Origin of the sequence: Corynebacterium sp. KPL3927, assembly GCF_040225835.1 — a bacterium.
GTDB lineage: Bacteria > Actinomycetota > Actinomycetes > Mycobacteriales > Mycobacteriaceae > Corynebacterium.
Genome location: NZ_JBEHGD010000005.1, coordinates 119,933 through 138,750 on the forward strand (window position 1 = coordinate 119,933; position 18,818 = coordinate 138,750).

16 protein-coding genes and 1 tRNA gene are annotated in these 18,818 nt (G+C 58.6%); 8 read left to right on the top strand and 9 right to left on the bottom strand.

Features of this window, described 5'->3' with window-relative positions; all coding sequences use genetic code 11:
* Nucleotides 1–24: 24 nt before the first annotated feature.
* Nucleotides 25–1,596, bottom strand: coding sequence for a sodium/proline symporter PutP (putP, locus tag ABRP86_RS04385; protein ID WP_349862656.1), 1,572 nt, complete (start codon nt 1,594–1,596; stop codon nt 25–27).
* A gap of 180 nt (nt 1,597–1,776) precedes the next feature.
* Between putP and ABRP86_RS04390 the strand changes: the two genes are divergently transcribed.
* The 7 genes from ABRP86_RS04390 (at nt 1,777) to ABRP86_RS04420 (ending at nt 10,427) form a co-directional block, all read left to right on the top strand.
* Entirely contained in the window at nt 1,777–4,794 is a 3,018-nt protein-coding gene (locus ABRP86_RS04390; protein WP_502880303.1) for a DEAD/DEAH box helicase, read from the top strand.
* Between the two features lie 4 nt (nt 4,795–4,798).
* Complete coding sequence (locus ABRP86_RS04395) at nt 4,799–5,620, top strand: SWIM zinc finger family protein (protein ID WP_349862660.1); 822 nt, start codon at nt 4,799–4,801, stop codon at nt 5,618–5,620.
* 2 nt (nt 5,621–5,622) lie between these two features.
* Nucleotides 5,623–6,738: a metallophosphoesterase family protein gene (locus tag ABRP86_RS04400; RefSeq protein WP_349862662.1), complete on the top strand. Its 1,116-nt coding sequence runs from the start codon at nt 5,623–5,625 to the stop codon at nt 6,736–6,738.
* Nucleotides 6,739–6,743: 5 nt separating this feature from the next.
* Nucleotides 6,744–9,332: an AAA family ATPase gene (locus tag ABRP86_RS04405; RefSeq protein WP_349862664.1), complete on the top strand. Its 2,589-nt coding sequence runs from the start codon at nt 6,744–6,746 to the stop codon at nt 9,330–9,332.
* Nucleotides 9,333–9,337: 5 nt separating this feature from the next.
* Nucleotides 9,338–9,844, top strand: coding sequence for a MarR family winged helix-turn-helix transcriptional regulator (locus tag ABRP86_RS04410; RefSeq protein WP_349862666.1), 507 nt, complete (start codon nt 9,338–9,340; stop codon nt 9,842–9,844).
* 7 nt (nt 9,845–9,851) lie between these two features.
* Entirely contained in the window at nt 9,852–10,151 is a 300-nt protein-coding gene (locus ABRP86_RS04415; RefSeq protein ID WP_349862668.1) for a molecular chaperone GrpE, read from the top strand.
* Nucleotides 10,152–10,223: 72 nt separating this feature from the next.
* Nucleotides 10,224–10,427 carry a hypothetical protein gene (locus tag ABRP86_RS04420; protein ID WP_023026320.1) on the top strand — a complete coding sequence of 68 codons (204 nt, stop codon included), beginning with the start codon at nt 10,224–10,226 and terminating at the stop codon, nt 10,425–10,427.
* Between the two features lie 56 nt (nt 10,428–10,483).
* On the opposite strand, the gene ABRP86_RS04425 is transcribed toward ABRP86_RS04420, so the two are convergent.
* Both ABRP86_RS04425 and ABRP86_RS04430 read right to left on the bottom strand, forming a co-directional pair.
* A complete protein-coding gene (locus tag ABRP86_RS04425) occupies nt 10,484–11,653 on the bottom strand; it encodes an ABC transporter permease (RefSeq protein ID WP_349862670.1) in 1,170 nt (389 codons plus the stop codon).
* A gap of 3 nt (nt 11,654–11,656) precedes the next feature.
* The gene (locus ABRP86_RS04430; protein WP_349862672.1) at nt 11,657–12,559 is read right to left on the bottom strand and encodes an ABC transporter ATP-binding protein; all 903 of its coding nucleotides are present in this window, start codon (nt 12,557–12,559) and stop codon (nt 11,657–11,659) included.
* Between the two features lie 177 nt (nt 12,560–12,736).
* Here ABRP86_RS04430 and ABRP86_RS04435 point away from each other — a divergent pair, with 177 nt between their 5' ends.
* Complete coding sequence (locus ABRP86_RS04435; protein WP_349862675.1) at nt 12,737–13,186, top strand: Panacea domain-containing protein; 450 nt, start codon at nt 12,737–12,739, stop codon at nt 13,184–13,186.
* 516 nt (nt 13,187–13,702) lie between these two features.
* Here ABRP86_RS04435 and ABRP86_RS04440 read toward each other — a convergent pair.
* The 6 genes from ABRP86_RS04440 to ABRP86_RS04465 all read right to left on the bottom strand — a co-directional run bounded on the left by ABRP86_RS04440 (nt 13,703) and on the right by ABRP86_RS04465 (nt 18,710).
* Nucleotides 13,703–13,861, bottom strand: a complete 159-nt coding sequence (locus ABRP86_RS04440; RefSeq protein WP_349862677.1) for a hypothetical protein — start codon at nt 13,859–13,861, stop codon at nt 13,703–13,705.
* Nucleotides 13,862–14,007: 146 nt separating this feature from the next.
* A tRNA-Arg gene (locus ABRP86_RS04445) sits at nt 14,008–14,081 on the bottom strand.
* Nucleotides 14,082–14,134: 53 nt separating this feature from the next.
* Nucleotides 14,135–15,691 (bottom strand): alpha/beta fold hydrolase, encoded by a 1,557-nt coding sequence (locus ABRP86_RS04450; protein ID WP_349862679.1) that lies wholly within the window; start codon nt 15,689–15,691, stop codon nt 14,135–14,137.
* A 111-nt stretch (nt 15,692–15,802) separates the two neighbouring features.
* A complete protein-coding gene (locus ABRP86_RS04455; RefSeq protein WP_349862681.1) occupies nt 15,803–16,423 on the bottom strand; it encodes a LutC/YkgG family protein in 621 nt (206 codons plus the stop codon).
* Entirely contained in the window at nt 16,420–17,925 is a 1,506-nt protein-coding gene (locus ABRP86_RS04460) for a lactate utilization protein B (RefSeq protein ID WP_349862683.1), read from the bottom strand. Before ABRP86_RS04460 ends, ABRP86_RS04455 begins: the two co-directional genes overlap by 4 nt.
* Nucleotides 17,925–18,710, bottom strand: a complete 786-nt coding sequence (locus tag ABRP86_RS04465) for a (Fe-S)-binding protein (protein ID WP_349862685.1) — start codon at nt 18,708–18,710, stop codon at nt 17,925–17,927. The genes ABRP86_RS04460 and ABRP86_RS04465 overlap by 1 nt, the downstream gene beginning before the upstream one ends.
* Nucleotides 18,711–18,818: the final 108 nt, after the last annotated feature.

An 18,818-nucleotide genomic window follows, 5' to 3' on the forward strand; every position in this document is an offset into this window, starting at 1 on the left:
ACTCCGCGAGGAGCGGGAAGGTTCCTACTTGTTATCGGAAACCTTTTCTGCTGCTTCCTCGAAGTCCAGGGAGTCGTCCTTCTCAACGAGCTTGGCAAGCTTCTCGGCTTCCTCGAACTCGTCCAGGACCTCCTGGTCTGGCTGCTTGGTAGCCAAGGTGGCCAGAACGGTAACGAGGAGTGCGGAGAAGAAGCCTGGGACCATCTCGTAGAGGGAATCGCCAAGCGGGGACATTCCCCAGCCGATGGCGACGACTGCACCGGTAACCATACCGGCGATTGCACCGGTTGCGTTGAGGCGCTTCCAGTACAGAGCCAGGATAACGAGCGGACCGAATGCGGAACCGAAACCAGCCCATGCGAAGCCGACCAGGCCAAGAATGGAGTCGGACGGGTTGATAGCCAGGAGTGCGGCGATAATCGCAATGGCCACAACGGCGGTACGGGACAGGTTAATCAGAACGCCCTCGGAAGGCTTGCGCTTTGCGATGATGAGGTAAAGGTCCTCAATCAGGGAAGAGGAAACCACGAGCATCTGGGAGGACATAGTGGACATGATCGCTGCCAAAACTGCGGTCAAGACGAAACCAGCAGGCAATGGGTGCATCATGGCCTGAGCCATATCCAAGAAGATGGTCTCGAAGTTCTCTTGGTCAGTAATAGTTTCACCGAACTGGGTGAAGTACACAGTGCCGGTAAGCGCAACGAAGATAGCGCCGATGACGGAAAGACCCATCCAGGTGATGCCGTAGAAACGGCCCTGCTTGGCGTCGGAAGGCTTACGCAGCGCCATGAAGCGCACGATGATGTGCGGCTGGCCAAAGTAGCCAAGGCCCCAAGCTGCGTTACCAACGATAACACCAGCGGAAACGCCAGCGAAGAGAGAGAAATAGTTATCGTTTGGCTCAAGTGCGCCGTCGGTAGCGTAGCTGTTTTCGGTAGCGAAGGAGAAGATCGCGCCGGCATCGTCAAGAGCGAAAAGCGCCATGATTGGCACGATCAGCAGGGCGACGAACATCAGCATGCCCTGCATAGCGTCGGTGTAGGACACTGCCAGGAAGCCACCGATGAAGGTGTAGAAAATGGTCACTGCGGCGATGACCAACATACCGGTGATGTAGTCGCCACCGAAGGTGGACTCGAAGTAACGACCACCGGAGACCATGCCGGAAGAGACGTAGAAGGTAAAGAAGAAAATAATGATAACTGCGGAGATAATACGCAGCAGGCGTGACTTATCGCGCAAACGGTTCTCGAAGAAGGAGGGAACCGTAATGGAATCGCCCGCAACCTCCGAGTAAGCGCGAAGACGCGGCGCAATCCACTTCCAGTTAGCCCATGCACCGATAAGGAGGCCGATAGGCATCCACAGCTCGGAAAAACCGGAAAGGAAGAGCGCGCCAGGCAGACCCATAAGCAGCCAGCCGGACATATCTGATGCGCCGGCGGAGAGAGCAGCTACGAATGGGTGCAGGCCACGGCCGCCCAAAACATAATCGTCATATTCGTCGGTTTGTTTGTAGCTCCAGTAGCCAATGGCTGCCATTACGAGGAAGTACACAATCATCGCAATGACGTACCAAGTTGATTCTTGCACGTTTCACTCCTTGTAGTGATTTATCGGACATATACACGTTAACGGTGACTTAAGGTTCACCCAAGCTAAAATACAGCTGTGGCGTAGATCTCTGGTGATGTTTTTCACCATTTAACTGCGCAAAGACGTGAATATAACGAGCTTGTAACAAAACTAAACCGGGCTGCTATGCTGGCCGTTATGGCTTCTTACCTTGTGCATGGCCTTTGGCTGCCGGTCTCGGGGCTTGGTCTATGGATTGAGCAGGTAGAAGGGCACAAGATTGTTATGCCTTCGGCCGTCCCAGAGGGGACGTTCCCACAGGCAGTCGATGCCATCTTGGCTAAGAAATCTTTCCGGAACCGGGCGCGGGTATCGCTGCGGACCCCGAAGGGCAAAGACGTCTCGCTCATGGTGCCCATGGCCATGTTTGCCCCGGAAGAAGCGGTAGAAACCCTTGCCCAGCTGGAATACCTGGATCATCATCCACCGGCATCGATTGCGCCGGATCTGCACTGGCTCATCCACGCATATAGCGGGCTGAGCAAGTTTGTCCGCGCGGGCAGGGTGACGTTCCGGCTGGCGTACCAGGCCAACGAGTGGTTTCCCATGTGGCAGCTTGCCTCGGGTTTGGGCGAGCGCGGTTGGCTCGCAGAGATGATGGCTGCGGCACCGGGGATTCTCCACATAAATAATAGAGCCCTTTCGGATGACCTAGCGGATGAACTGACGCATTGGATTGCCAACCGGGAATTGCAGCCGCTACTTAATGAACCACGGCCCATGCCTTGGCATGACTTCGCCCGCGCATTGCTGACGACGGCCCCCATCCGCCGCGGTCGTGCGCAACTGCTGCGTGGCCTCAATGAATGGAAAAATTCCATTTACCAGGTGGAACTCCAGCTCGTCTACATCGTGGAGGAACCGGCAGAACAGGATCCAGAAGATGCAGCGTGGCCGATTCGGGTGCGCGTGCGCTCTGGAACGGATTCGCCGCGGCCGGTATTGGCGGATGAGTTGGATAGGGCGAGCATCGAGAAGCTGCGCGAAAACCACCGTAAGGCCGTGCATGCGGCGCCGAGCCTGGGCCAGAGTACGCAAATGCCCCAGCCTGGCGACGGCGATTGGGATGTCTACCTGGACACGGAGCACCTCACGCAGTTTATTGCACACGAGGTGCCCGAGCTGAAAAAGCGGGGCATTACCGTCATGCTGCCCAAATCGTGGGCGCAGATGGATACGAAGGCCAAGCTGGAAACTCGTGAGGCGAGGGATCCGGCAGAGGCCGCCACGAAGAAACACATCGGCATGAATCAGCTCGTGGACTATAACTGGCGCATGTCCGTGGGCGATGTGGAGCTTACCGAGTCTGAGATGGACGAGCTGGTCAACTCCAAGTCCGGGCTCATTCAGCTGCGCGGCAAGTGGGTGATGGCCGATACCCAGGTCGTATCCAAAGTCTCGTCCTATATGGAGGAGCTGGCGGATAAGTCCCGGGAGCGCGCCAAGAAGGAGCTCGAGCAGCTGGCGGCCTCGGCAGAGATGGCCAAGAAGCTGGGTGAGCCGGGCTGGCAGCAGCTCATGGCGGAGGTCGAGCGCCGCCGCGCTGAGTTCAACGAGAAGAGCGAGCACCAAGTCACGGTGGCGGAGCTGCGGGAGCTGGCGCTCGAGTCGATGGCCCAAGAACCCATCGAATTTACCGGCAGCACGTGGCATACCGCGTTGCTCGGCGGCATGGATACGGTTGCGCCTAAGCGCGTGGATATTCCGGAGACCGTGCATGCTGAGCTGCGCGAGTATCAGCGCACGGGCGTTGACTGGCTGTATTGGATGTCGCGCAACAATATTGGCGCCGTGCTTGCCGATGACATGGGGCTCGGCAAAACACTCCAACTACTGTCCCTATTGGCGGTGGAGAAGGAACGCGGTGAACAGACCGGGCCCACCTTGGTCGTCGCGCCGACCTCCGTGGTAGGTAACTGGGCTCGAGAGGCCCGCCGCTTCGTGCCGGATTTCGAGGTTATGGTGCAACACGGCGCGGGGCGTCCAGGTGGGGAAAAGTTCCTCGAGGCCGCCGGAAAAGCAGATCTCGTCATTACTACCTATGGCACCGTGAGCCGGGATTTCAACCTCTTGGGCGAGGTGTCTTGGCAGCGGGTGGTCCTCGATGAGGCGCAGGCCATCAAGAACTCGGCCACGCGTTCCTCCAAGGCGGTGCGATCCCTGCCCTCCGAGCACCGCGTGGCGCTAACCGGTACGCCGGTGGAAAACCGGCTTTCGGAGATGCGCTCCATCTTGGATTTTTGCAACCCAGGGATCTTGGGAACAGCGTCCTTCTTCCGCAATCACTTTGCCAAGGCCATCGAGCGCAATAATGATGAGGAGATGTCCGAGCGCCTGCGCGCGCTGACCGCGCCCCTTATCCTGCGCCGCGTCAAGACCGATCCCAATATCATCGATGACCTGCCGGAAAAGTCCGAGCAGATTCTTACCGTATCCATGACCACCGAGCAGGCCGCCCTGTACAAGGCGCTGGTCAATGAGGTGAAGAAGAGCTTGGAGGATGCTACGGGCATCAGCAAGCGCGGCATCGTCTTGGCCTCGCTGACCCGCATTAAACAGATTTGCAATCACCCAGCGCATTACCTGGGGGATGATTCGCCGGTGGTTATTAAGGGAAGGCACCGCTCGGGCAAGGTGAAGGAGCTGATGCGGATTGTCGATGCCGCAACCGAGTCCGGCGAGCGCCTGCTGATCTTCACCCAGTACAAGGCCTTCGGGGATATCTTGCAGCCCTACCTGAGCGAGCAGCTGGGCCACGAGATTCCCTTCCTGCACGGCGGGGTGACGAAGAATAAGCGCGACCAGATGGTGGAGGATTTCCAAGCCGAGGATGGCCCACAGGCGATGATCCTTTCGCTCAAGGCGGGCGGCACGGGCCTCAACCTAACTGCGGCATCGATCGTGGTGCACATGGACCGCTGGTGGAACCCTGCGGTGGAAAACCAGGCTACCGACCGCGCCTTTCGCATCGGTCAGCGCCGCAACGTGCAGGTGTATAAGATGATTACCGCTGGCACGTTGGAAGAATCCATTCAAGACATCTTGGATGGCAAGACGCAGCTTGCTGGTGCCGTCGTCGGCGAAGGCGAGGGCTGGCTCACGGAATTGGAGCCAGACCAGCTGGCAGAGCTCATGAGTTACCGGGGAAAGGAGTAAGCGGATGGCCGTTAAGGGCGATGACAATGTCATCTACGCGAACTTTGGTACCCGCAAGCGCGTGAGTACCCCGGACGAGGTCAACCATGTCGACCGCAGCGGGCGGCTGCTGTCCAAGACCGCCGCCCGGATTTCGTCCTTTACCAGCTATGATGCGGACCGGGGGCGGATTAGCCGCGGGCGCCAGTACGCCGAAGGCGGTCACGTCGTTGGTTTGGAGATCCGCAATGGTGCCATCCATGGGCGCGTGGCTGGTTCCCAAAACGAGCCTTTTTCCATACTCATTCAGCTGCCGTACCGCGATAATGACGATATTGCGGCACTCGCCGGCCAATTCGCGCGCACCCCTAATTCCGTAGCGAATGCGCGCAAGGGCCTGTTATCTGAGGAAGCGCTGGATACGCTTTTTGCCAGCGAGGCCGAAGAACTGCGTCTATCCTGCACGTGCCCGGATTCCGCCTATACCTGCAAGCACATTGTGGCGGTGGGAGATAGGCTCGCCACCCGCGCGGATGCGGATCCAGCCGTGATTTTCAATATGCGCGGGCTGGATTTTGCGCGTTTGGAAAAGGCCGTCATGGAGCAATCGCAGCAGGTCTCCCGTGAAAGCTTTGGCGCCAGCGATTTATCCGCGGAAGAAAAGAACGACGTGTTCTGGAATGGCCGCGAGATGCCTAAGCTGCCGCACCCCAAGGTGGCCCCAGCATTGGAAGATTCCGATCCTGACCACTTGCGCAAGGCCCTTCGAGCCGTATCGCATACCAATATTGATCTCTTGCGCGCTGTGTCCGATATTGAAGACCTCTACTACCACTTAACGCACTGATTATGACTGCAACGACCTTTATCCACACGTCCGACTTCCAGCTGGGAATGACCCGCTGGTTCTTAAAGGGGGAGGCGCAAGGTCGTTTCAACGATGACCGCGAGTCCGCCATCATGCACCTAGGCCAGCTCGCGGAGGAGGTTGGCGCGCAGTTCATCGTCGTTGCGGGCGATGTATTTGAACACAATGCGCTCTCCCGGGAAATCTTGGCGCGTGCCACCGAGATGTTTAAGCGCTTGCCCGTGCCTGTATATGTGCTGCCGGGAAACCACGATCCGCTGGTCGCGGACTCGGTATTTTATCGTACCAGCGCAGATAATGTGCACGTCATCGCGGATTCAGAGCCCATCGAGGTGGGCAAGGGCGTGGAATTGGTGGGCGCGCCGTACCTGTCTAAGCGCGCCAACCACGATTTGGTGCGCCAGGCATTGGAGCCGCTTGAACCCACGGAAGGAATCCGAATTGCCGTGGGCCATGGCCAGGTGGATTCGCGCTCTAGCGGGGGAGATGCCGATACCATCGACCTGGAATTCGTAGAGCAGTGCTTGGAGCGCGGGGTGATCGATTATTTGGCGCTGGGCGATACCCACTCGACGGCCAGCCTGGGAAAGACCGGCCGCGTCTGGTTCTCTGGCAGCCCGGAGACTACGGACTTTAAGGAATGTTCCACCGGTGGCGGCGAGGCCGATTCTGGGAATGCGCTGGTGGTAAGGATTGAGGGGGAGGACATAGACATCGATAAGCGCAGCATCGGGCGCTGGACTTTTGAAGCCCTCGATGCCTCCGTCAATTCCACCGAGGACGTCGAGCGCTTCCTGCGCAGCCTGGAGGAGTACCCGGATAAGGTGCGCACGGCGATTAAATACAGCCTGCAGGGGACCCTCGGTATTGCGGCGCACGCCCGGCTGCAGCGCGGGCTGGATGAGTTGGAGGCGGTCTTCGCCTCGCTGCGCCCGCGCGAGCGGACCATGGACCTGTTCTTGGAACCGAGCGAAGACGAACTAGCCAACCTGGATATTTCCGGCTATGCCGCCGATGCCCTGCAGGAGCTGCTGGATAACCACGAGGATCCGGTGGCCCGCGACGCCGCCAACCTGCTATTTCGCCTGGAAGGATAAACCACATGCGCATCCACAGCTTAGAGATTAAAAACGTTCGCGGCATCGAGCACCTGGTTCTAGATGACCTGCCAGAAACCGGGGTGGTGGTCATCCACGGCGAGAACGAGGCCGGTAAATCCACCATCGTGGAGGCCCTTGATGTGGTGTTGACGGAAAAGCACACGGCGCGCCCCAGCGGCATCCGGGACCTGCAGCCTGTGGGCAAGGACGTATCGCCGGAGGTCATTGCGGATATTTCCGTGGGGGAGTACCGCTTTCGCATTGCCAAGCGCTGGTTGCAGAAGAAGTATTGTGAACTGGCCATATCGTCCCCGCGCCACGCGCAGTATACCGGCCGCCAGGCCGATGATGAGCTGGAACAGATCTTAAGCGAGAACATGGATCGCCAGCTTCTCGATGTCCTCTTTATGCGCCAGGATGACTCCAATGACGCTATCTCCGCGGTGGGCATTCCCTCGTTAACGCAGGCCCTCGAGCAGGAATCCGGCCTGGCTGAGGACGAGGTATCCGGCGATGATTCCCAGCTTCTGGGCAAGGTAGATAAGGAATATAAGCGCTACTACACCGAAAAGACGGGCAAGCCGGCCGGCGAGTATAAAAAGGCCCAGGAGACTTTGGAGCGTGCCGAGCAGGAGCTGGAGGAAGCAACCGCTGCGGTGCGCGGGCTCGATTCCGTGGTGGAGCGCTACGAGCACCTGGAACACCAGCAAGAAGAAGCCGAAGCGCAGCTTCCCGGGGCCCGCCAGGACCTTGCCGAGAAGCAAGCCGCCGCGGACGAGGCCGTGCAGGCTCAGCACCAGGTGGATGCGCACAAGGCGGAGCTCACCCGCGCCAAGGAGGATTTCCAACGCGCGAAGGACGCGCAGTCTAAGCGCCAGGAGATGGCCGAGGCACTCGAGACAGCCGGTACCGCAAAGTCGAGCGCTGCGGATAAGCTCACATCCGCCCGCGAGAAGGCCGCAGAGGAAAACGAGAAGAAAGAGGCGGTGGAAAAGAAGCTTGCCACCGCGAAGGAGGACTACGCCACCGCGCGCGTAACGCTCAAACAGGCGCGGGCTTATCAGGACAAGGAGACCTTTCAGCGCCTGGATAAGCGCCTGCTTAAGGTGGAGGAATTGGCGCAGGGTGTGGAGAAGGCCCAAGCGGAGATAGCCCAGCGCGGGCGAGAGATGACGGGCGCGGATGTCGAGGAACTCCGCAAGGCGGATGCCGATTTGTCGTTGGCCAAGCGCCTGCACGATGCCACCGCCGCTAAGGTGGAATTTTCCGGTCCGGAGGGCGCGGAGATTGGGGTGGATGGGACGCAGGTGGACATCGGCAAGCAGCCCGCAATTGAGCTTGTCGATGGCCGCGAGATCACCATCGGCGATATCACCGCCCGCTTCGTGGCCGGCGCGTACTCTTCCGATAAGACCCAGCGCGAGGTGGATCAGGCCGAGGCGCGTTTACAGGAGCTTTTCGATGCCACCGGTGTGGACTCCATCGCCGCCGCTGAGGATCTGCACAAGGCGCACAGTGAGCAGAATGCCGGGTTGGATGCGGCAACGCGCAAACTCGAAGGCGAGTTGGGGCCGGATGATTTAGGTGAATTGCGCGCCCAACACGCGGCGCTCAAGGAGAAGGTCACCGGCCTCGATGATGCCCCGGCCATGGATTTATCCGCTGCGGAGGAGGCGGAGGAAGAGGCACGAGAGCTTGTCGATGCCCTCGACCGCGAGCTTATTCCCTTCCGCGATAGCCGCATCGCCCACGACGTGGTGCGCTTAGAAGCCGAGCTTGAGGCCGCCAACGAGAAGGCCGAGCGCGCCGAGCGCGAGCTGGCTGAAGCGCGGGAGAAAACTTCCGATGCCGGCTTGGCAGAAGAAGCGGAGCGGTTGGGTGCGCTGGTGACCCGGCTGCAGGAACAGCTATCTGAGATGGAGGCCGTGGACCTGGCCACCGCTCAGAGCTTGGTGGAGGGTGCGCAATCGCACCTGGAGTACCTGCAGAACCAGGTGCAAGATACCAAGGTGGAGCTGGGCAAGCTGTCGAGTGAAATTAATTATCACTCCGGCGCGGCAGAGCGCGAGCAGCAGGCGCAAGCGGAAGCAGAAATGGCGCAGGCGGTGCTAGAAAGCGTGGAAAAGCGCGCGCTGGCGGCGCGTTACCTGCGCGAGCTGCTACTCAAACACCGCGATGCCGCGCGCCAGCGCTATGCCGAGCCATTCGTGGCGGCACTCGCCCAGCTGGCCCGCACCATCTATGGCGGGGACATCAGCTTTGAACTGGCAGACGACCTTTCCGTCACCGCCCGCACCCGCGATAATGAAACGGTGGCCATGACCAGTCTGTCCGGCGGCGCGCGCGAGCAGCTGGCCATCCTTACCCGCTTCGCCATCGCGCGCTTGGTGGCAGGGGAGGAAACCGTGCCGGTCATTGTCGATGACGCGCTGGGCTCCACCGATGCTCACCGTCTGGAACTAATGTCCACCTTGTTCTCACAGGTGGGACGCGAAAACCAGGTTTTGGTCTTTACCTGCATGCCGCAGCGCTATTCGCGGGTGCTCGGGCGCAGCGAGCGCGACATCGCCATGCTGAAGGGGGTAATCTAGTCCTTATGTCTGAACAAACCCGCTGGTTAAACGATGATGAACAGGAGCTATGGCGCCTATTATTGGCTGCGACCCGCAAGATAGATAGGGGCATGGACGAGACCCTTAAGGCGGGCGGGGAGATTTCCGTCTCAGAATTCGCGGTCTTGGTATCCCTCTCGGAAGCCCCAGATCAGCACCTGCGACTGCGCGATCTGTGCACGGAGCTCGCCTGGGATCGCTCGCGCGCCTCCCACCAGGTCACCCGCATGGAAAAGCGCGGGCTCTTGGTCAAGGAAAAGACCACCGATGACGGCCGCGGGGTCAACGTGCACATCACGGAGGCCGGGCTTCACCACCTCGAGCGCGCGGCCCCCGAGCACGTGGAATCCGTCCGCCGCTTGGTCTTCGACCACCTCCATGAGGATGACGTTCCCGCGCTCAAGCGTTTTTTCCATGGGGTATTGCAGGTCAATAATATCCCCGGCTATTCGGGATTCGTCCCGGATTCTTTATTGAAGGGAGGAAAATAACACCGCCATGATGGGTCAAGAACTTTTCGAGCATCCGAAAAAGCAGCATAAAACGTATGGCTTGACGGCCTTGGGCGGGCTGGGCCAGCGAATTGGTGATCCAGAGGCCTTCGCCGAGGATCGTGCCGATGCCGATCAGATTGCCGCGATGGAAGAAGCCTTGGAAACCTACCCCGATTCCGCGGTGACCTTTGATGAGGACGCCGATACCTGGATTGTGGGCGCGGAAGAGGATATCGAGAAGATGTTCGAGGGCCGCGAGGCATTCCTCGAGGCTTTATTAAATGACGAAGATCCGGGGATCTAATGCCACCGCGGAGACCATAAACTGTTAAGATACTTTTAGTTAATCTTCGGTGAAGCGAGAGGTTTTATCATTATGAACGAGCGCGAGGCTCAAGAACAACGCGAGGCAGCGGCCCGCCAGCAATCCGAGGGCTGGGTTTCCGTTTTTGTCCAGTGGATCCCCTGCATGCTGCTAGCCCTAGTGCTGCTCGGCGCCATGTTCTTTGGCATGTACTACATCGAGCACGGCACCCTGGATATCACCCAGCCGATCACCAACGAATTCATCGTTGAGTAATTCGGCGCAATAGAAAAATCCGGCCTCCCTTTGAAAGTGGGAGGCCGGATTTATTTTTATTTCTTGAGCACCTGGCGCCAGGTCATCTTCTTGCCATTATTCAAGATGGCGCGGCGGTAGATGCGCGCGACAACGATGAGGATCAGCGCGGTAACTACAGCGAGGACCGCGTAGCTTCCCGCCAAGCCCAGCCAGCTCATATTGCCGCTCGCGACTTGGAGGGGAGCGACCAACATGGAGACCGGCGGCACCCAACCCATGACCTGCATCCAGGTGGCATCCAAGTTGGTCCATCCAAACATGGTGATATACATGGTGGCAAAGACGAGGAGCAGGATGGGCGTCTGCGTCGATTGCAGATCCTCGGTGCGCTGCACCATGGAGCCAGCTGCGGCATAGAGGCTGCCGAAGAACAAGAGGCCGAGGATTTCCCCGACGAGCAGGGCAGCGATGAGGCCATAATCGAGTTGGATTTCGCTCGCTGCGCCAGTAAATGCCAGGGAGGCCACGCCGCCGGCCAGGATGAGGAAGGTGCCGAGCAGCCCGATGATGGTATTGCCAATGACCTTGCCGGCCAGGAAATCCACCGGGCGCACCGTGGAAAGGATGATTTCGACCACGCGGGAAGACTTCTCTTCGGTAACGCGGCCGCCGATGAGCCCAGCGAAGGTCATGATGGAAAAGACCACCACCATGGAGGCGATAAGGACGATGGCAACATGTCCCATCTTTTCTTCGGAGGACTCATCGGCTTCCAGATCAACCGCGGTCACTTCGGCTGATGGAGTGGCGGCGGCAAGCTCTTGGGGATCAATATTCAGCGTATTCAAGGCCTCTGCCTGCGCCTGCGCCGCAACCACTTGATTGACCGTAGTGGAGATGGTGGTGGAGGCAGTGCCGTTGGCCAAAAGCTCCCATCCCTCGTCGGTGGCGGGCACGAGCGCGGCGTCGACGTCGCCGTCATCGATAAGCTGCACCGCGTCATCGCGGTCATCTGCGGCCTGGGCCTCCAGCCCGGAATCAGCGAATGCGTCTGCCTCCATGCCCACCACAGCGACGGAATCTGGTTCATCGTCTCCACCGGAGAGCAAGTCAATGATGATGGGGGTGGCGATGGCACCAATGAAAAGCAGGAGCATCATGATGACAACGGATTTGGTTTTTAAGGCAACCGCCATTTCGCGCTTGGCGACGGTCCCTATGGTCTTCATTGCCGAATATTGCACGGGCTAGGCCTCCTCGGTGCTGGTGGTGCTGGTGACGACGTCTTGGAAAAGCTCGGTAAGGTCAGGGACCTTGAGGCCGAAGGAGTGGACGGGGCCAGCGGCCATGGCAGCGCGCAAGATGGTTTGGTCATCGGTGCCGTCATCGGCTTCGAGCACTACGCCTGTATCTGTTTCCTCTACCAAGTGGGTGCCCTCCGGGTACCACCCGCGGGCGGGGGTTTCGACCCCATAGAGCGAGGCTCCCTGGGTGCGCAGCTCGTCTACCGTGCCTTCTGCCACCATGCGGCCTTGCGTGACGATGCCCACGTGATCGCACAGGCGCTGCACCAAGTCCAGCTGGTGGGAGGAAAAGATGACCGGCACCCCGCGCGCGGCGCGCTCGCGCAGCATGTCTGACATGACATTGACCGCGACGGGGTCCAAGCCGGAAAAGGGCTCATCCAAAATCAGCATATCGGGATCGTGGATGAGGGAGGCGGCCAGCTGCACGCGCTGCTGGTTACCCAAAGACAAATCATCCAGCTTGTCTTTCTGGCGTTCACCCAGCCCCAACTGCTCCAGGAGTTCCGTGCCGGATTTCTGGGCGGCCTGCTTGCTCATGCCGTGCAGGGTGCCCAGAAACGTTAGCTGGCTGAGTAGTGGTTCCTTGCCGTAGAGTCCGCGCTCTTCGGGCATATAGCCAATGCGGCGGCGATTATCGTCATTAATGGGGGAGCCATCGAAATATACCTCGCCGGAGTCTTTCGCGAGCACACCCAGTGCGATGCGCATGGTGGTGGATTTTCCGGCACCATTGGAACCGACGAAACCGAAGATCTCGCCCTCCTGCACGCTAAAGGTCATATCCCGCAGCGCTCGGACACTGCCAAAGGATTTATTGAGATGGTCGATTTCTAAGGTGGGCAAGGGGTCTCCTCCATGTCGCGCCTATACTGCATAACTTTCGTGGATCTAAGTACCTTAGTATTTCATAAGCCTAATAGTTTGGCAATGGCATCCATCGAAAGCTAGGTTGAATGACATTCTGCCTGCTTCAAAGCTTCAGTGCTGTAGCGTTAAGAACAAGCAGGAGGGAGGTGCACAATGAAGCAATACAATGCCCATCAAATCGCAGAATGGCTCGTAGCTTGGGCTGAAGAAACCGAAGAAGCCGAGCTCACACCGCTGAAAATTCAAAAGCTGCTTTATTACGCAAAGGGTCTTTACATGCGAGCCTCCGGAGGAGTGCCGCTCTTCAATGAACGGATGGAAGCATGGGCCCACGGACCTGTCGTTGTAGACATCTACCGCGAACTTAAAAAGTACGGTAAGAGCCCGATCGACCCCGATACTTTTATTTCTGATGACTTCAACTGGGACGATTACCGGCCTGTGGAAGATACCTTGATTGAAGTATGGAATAAGTACGGGCCCTATTCCGCATGGGCTTTACGTAATAAGACCCACACGGAGTCGCCTTGGAAGAAAAACTTCGTTGATGAAAAACGGGGGCTTGAGATTTCTGATGCCGACCTCAAAGAATACTTCAACTAGATATGGGAAAGAAAAGTAAGAGACGTGGCACGCGCCTGGTCTCGAAGAATCACAGTGGTGCAGATACAGGCGTCTTGAGCGCAATACGAGCGGCATCAAACGAATACCCGCTCCTGTCCACTAGGTTTCTGCAGAGCGGATGGGGATTCGGGCAAATGACCGATAGGATGCGCCGCGAGTTCCTCGATAAATGGCACAAACGCTCACTAACTTCTTGGACAGATCTCGTTAATCACCACAGGCACGGGCTCGGCTCGGAATTTATCCCAAAAAACGAAATCAAAGCTCAAATCCCTAGGCAGTTCCAAGAGCTAACCAAATTCCGCGTGTTCCGACACCAAGAAAACCTTCCATTCGTTGGCTGGAAAGACGGTGGAATTTTCTATGTTCTATGGATAGAGACTAAATGGGGGGACCTTTACTCACATTAAAGCGGAGCCCGCGACACCTGCCACGCGCTGGCCCTAGCCCCGTCTCACAATTTCCGCTCGGCGTTTGCGTCCGTGATTCGCAGGCTTATTTTTTCCATACTTTCTTGTAGGTGGCACAGCCAAGTACAACCACCGCCATACCGGTGAGAATGGTGCTGGAGGTAGTGAACCCGTTGATGACGTTGATGGTCAGGGATATGGCCAGTAGGGCCAGGGCGACGAAGTAGAGAGTTCGTGCGCTCACGATTTTGTCCTTTCGTTTAGTATTGGAGGGGTAGCCTCGGGGTTCAGGATGGTTGATGCTTCCTGAACCCTCGGTGGCTACATAATCCGAAAACGGGGCTCACAGTGAAGCCCCTCGCTGGCAAAAGCGAGGGGCTAAAAATTTTGTGTCCCCGACAGGGATCGAACCTGCGACCTTCGGTACCGGAAACCGATGCTCTAATCCGCTGAGCTACGGAGACATCGCTGGGAAAATTCCCAACGATGTAATTCTAGCGCATCGCCCGCCCGGGAACTAAATCAGGCCCGGTGCGTCAGCGGTGGTTACCTCACCGGTGCGCAGATAGTGCACGCCAATCTCATCGACAGCCTTATTACCCAGCGCAAAGTGCCCGTGGCCGGGGCCGTGGACGGTGACGACGCGCGATTGCATGGGCTGGGAGAGTGCCTCGTGGTACTGGTACGGGGTCTGCGGGTCGCCCGTGCCTTGGATTTGCAGGGGCTTGGTGGCAAGGTGCGAGCCATCGAGTGGCGCCCCGCCGGTAACGGGTTCGCGGCCGCCACACCCGGCGCCAGATCCATACATGGAATTAACCAGGGAGAAAATATCGCCGGTGACAAAGTTGGACCACAGGTAGGTAGGGAAGAGCCACGGGTTACCGGCGACGGTGTTCTCGTTGCAGACGATGAGGTTTTGCATATTGATCATCTGGATAGTTTGCTGTTGTACCGCGCGGGCAAGCTCCGGATCGTCGACGACATTGAATGGCTTACTGCCGTTTAAGTGCTTGGCAAAGTCATCCCAGTGCGCAGGCATGGGAACGACCTCGCGGGTCTTGCCCAAAGTCACCGATGCTCGCTGGTCTGCCTGTGGGTTAAGTGCCTTGTCGGCGAGGAATTCTGCCTGCACGCGCAGCTCACCCGTGGCGGTCATGATATCCGCGCCCGGTTGGCCGGCGAACTCGAGCCCTGGGGGAAGGTCACCGATTTTCGCGTCCGGTGGCAACACCGTAGGGCGGGCGCCGGCTTCCATTGCGACTTTCTGCGACCACTTTTCATAGACCTGGAGTGGAGTAGAGCCCAAATGGTAGGTGGCGTCATTATCCGCGATGAACTGGAAAAGATCGTGCAGCGCATTCTCATATCCCTGCTGCTGCGAGGTAAAGATGCCGTTCCACGCAAGCTGTGGGCTCATGCCGGAATCGAGCAGCACCTTGCCGGTGTGCTGCGGATACTGGGTGGCGTAGGCGGAGCCAAGATAGGTGCCGTAGGAGATGCCGGCGATGTCAATGACGTCCTCACCCAGAGCTTGGCGCACCATCTCCCAGTCTTGGGCGGTATTGGCGGTGGTCAAAGAGTTGGTATAGCCAGGAGTATTCTGCTCGCAGGCGTCTCGGGTGGCCTTGCCAATCTGCGTGGTGGCCTCGATGGGATTGAAGTTCGGGGTAGCAGCGCAGTCCACCGGGGTGGAACCGGGCAGGCCGCGCGGCTGGACACCGATCAGATCCCATTCGTTGCGAATTTCTTCGGGCCATTCGACGGTATCGTTTCCAGCCCAAGAATAGGCGTCACCGCCAGGGCCGCCTGGGTTGGTAAAGAGCGCGCCGCGGCGCGCGTCTGGTTGTGCCGCAGGTACGCGGACAAAACCAACGCTAATGGTGCCGGCCTCGGGGTTATCGTAGTAGGTAGGTACCTCTATCCGGCCGCACTCGGCGCTATCTAGGTTGACCTGTGCGGGGCAATCCTCCCAGGTGATTTCTGGTTCCGCCGCGGCGGCGGTGGGGGCTGCCACGCCCAGTGCGAGGGCGCTAGCGCACACTACGGTAGAAATTTTTCGAGAAAAAGAAAGCATAAGCTAAAGCTCCGACTCCTATAACGTTTGTCAGAGTTAGCTTATGCTTCTTTCAGGTTCGTGGCAGGAATTTCCACGTGACGGGTGCCCTAACTCGGCACCCTAGCCACGCTACTTCACAATAATCACGATCAGATCGCGCGGGCCGTGCACGCCTTCGACGCGCGAGAGCTCGATATCGGAGGTCGCGGAAGGGCCAGAAATCCACGTTGCGGGCTTGTCAGGGTTCATCCGGGAAATGACCTCGGGGATACCGTAGACAATCTCGTCGCGGCGGACGATACAGATGTGACGGTCCGGTACCAGCGTCAGGGCGCGGCGGCCGCAGCGGGAATCGGACTGCAACACAATGGTGCCGGTCTGTGCGGAAGACACGAGGGACTCGGTGACGACGGCATCGGCATCGTCAAGCTCGCGCGGATCCGCGTCTTCGTCGTCCGGGCGGGCAGGAAGGCCATCAAAAAAATCGGCATTCATGCCTGGGGCGTAGCGGATGTCGGTGCAGTTGCGGTCGTGGACGATGGTATCCAGCGTCTTTTTCAGATCGCTTTCCTCCGTGACGTGGACTTCTGCCTTGTAATCCTCGAGGCGATCGACCAGCATTTCGCGCAGTTCATCATCATTCAGCGTGCCTTCGCGCTGGTATTCGCGCGGCACATCGACGTGATCTGGGAGCCCAGCCTGTTTCTGCGCCGAACGAATGCGGTTTAGGATGTCTTGCTTTGCGCTCACTTGGAAGCCTCCTTACGGGCATTGGACAGCAGCTCTTTGCCTTCTTCGGAGTCGAACCATTGGCGGAAGGATTTCTTCGGCGGAATCGCGGTATCGCGGCCATCGGACCAACCGGACATAAATAGCGGCAGCGACTCGATGGTGCCGTTGAATCCGCCCATCACGCGGCCAAGTGCCACGAGGTGGGTGACCTTATCCCACATCTTCGGGTTGTCCCAGAGCAGCTGTACCGTCTTGAACAGCTTCGGCTCGATCGGCGAGGCAGCGTGGGTGACCTTCTGATGGCGGTTTTCCAAGATGACATCAGAAAGCGGAATCTTCACCGGACACACGTCGTCGCAGCGCCCGCACAGCGAGCAAGCGTACGGCAAGCTAGCTGATGGATCGTTGTGATCCTTCATGCCGGTGAGCTGCGGAGTCAGCGAGATACCGATGGGGCCCGGGTACACGGAGCCATAGGCGTGTCCGCCGGCGCGCTCGTAGACTGGGCAGACATTGAGGCAGGCCGAGCAACGGATGCACTTTAGCGCCTGGTGACCAACGGGCGAAGACAGTGCTGCGGTGCGCCCATTATCCAGCAAGACGATGTGGAAGTTCTGCGGGCCATCGCCCTCCGTCACGCCGGACCACATGGAGGTATAGGGGTTCATGCGCTCCGCGGTGGAGGAACGAGGCAGCAGCTGCAGGAAGACTTCCAGGTCCTGGAAGGTAGGCACGAGCTTTTCGATGCCCATGACGGTAATCAGCGTTTCCGGCAACGTCACGCACATGCGGCCATTGCCCTCAGACTCGACAACGTTGACGGTGCCGGTTTCTGCCACACCAAAGTTGGCGCCGGAGATGGCGACCTTGGCCTTCATGAATTGCTGGCGCAGGAACTGGCGGGAAGCCTCGGCCAACTCGGCGGGCTCGGCCTTCAGCGAGTCGTCCGTATTGGGCATCTTATCGACGAAGATATCGCGAATTTCCGCGCGGTTTCGGTGAATTGCGGGCACCAGAATGTGCGATGGCATATCGTCACCAAGCTGGACGATGAGCTCTGCCAAGTCGGTTTCCTGGGCGTGGATTCCGGCGTCTTCGAGGTGTTCGTTCAAGCCGATTTCCTGGGTAGCCATGGACTTAACCTTGACTACGTCGGTTTCGCCCGTTTCGCGGATGAGACCTTCAATGATCTCGTTGGCTTCCTTGGCATCGCGTGCCCAGTGGACGATGCCGCCGCGGTTAGACACGGCCTTCTCAAATTGCTCGAGCAATTCCGGCATGCGGGCTGCGACGTCCTCTTTGAGGGCAGAGCCGGCGTTGCGGAGCAGCTCCCAGTCATCCACTTCCTGCACGGTGTTAGCGCGCTTTTGGCGGATGGTGGTGGTCGCGTGCTGCAGGTTATGACGCTGGGTAGCGTTATTCAGCCCGACGTGCGCGAGCGGGACGAAGGCCTTGCTGCCGCGCAGGTTGCCGTAGCCTTCAGGAGCGCGTGGTGGGGTGGTGTCGAGGAAAGAGGTCATTAGAGCATCGTCTCCTTGGAGTAAGCGGCGGAGTTTGGCTGCCACGGGTGTTCCTTCGTGGAGGCCAAAATCTCTGCCATGTGTAGGGCGCGAATGCCGGAGCGCTGGCGGTGGAGCGCGCCGCCGATATTCATCAGGCAGGACGAGTCACCAGCGGTAACGTACTCGGCTTCGGTGTCTTTAATGTGGCGGGTTTTATCGGAGACCATTGCCTGGGACACCTCTGCATTCTTCAGGGCAAACGTGCCGCCGAAGCCGCAGCACTCTTCGCTATTGGCTAGCGGTGCCAAGTCGATGCCCTCGACTTCTTGCAAAAGCTTGTAGGGGCGGTCTTCCAGCTTAAGGAAGCGCAGGCCGTGGCAGGCTGAGTGGTAGGTCACTCGGTGTGGGAAGAAAGCGCCGACGTTGGTCACGCCTTCAATATCGACCAAAAATTCCGTGAGATCGTAGGTCTTTCCCGCAGTCTTCTGCGCGCCATCGACATCGGCGGAAGTGCCGAAGCGGTCGGCAATGCTTTCGTGGCGGTCGCGAACTGCTGCAACGCAGGAACCGGAGGCGGCCACGACGTAGTCAATGGAAGGATCTGCGAAGGCATCCGCATAAGAGCGGATCATCCCCAGAGTTTCCTTTTGGTAGCCGGTGTTGATGTGCATCTGGCCGCAGCAGGTTTGCTCCTCCGGAAGGACAACTTCGTGACCTAACCGGGAGAGAACCAATGCCGTCGCCTTTTGGACGTCCGGGAAAAGGGTGTCACCAATGCAAGTAGAAAAAAGCGCAATGCGCATACGGTGCTCCTTATTAGTTTTTAAGTCATGGAGGTGTCATTAACACTACACATTCACTGCGTGGAATGTAGTGTGAATCACGTTCTACCAGCATATATTTTGTAATAT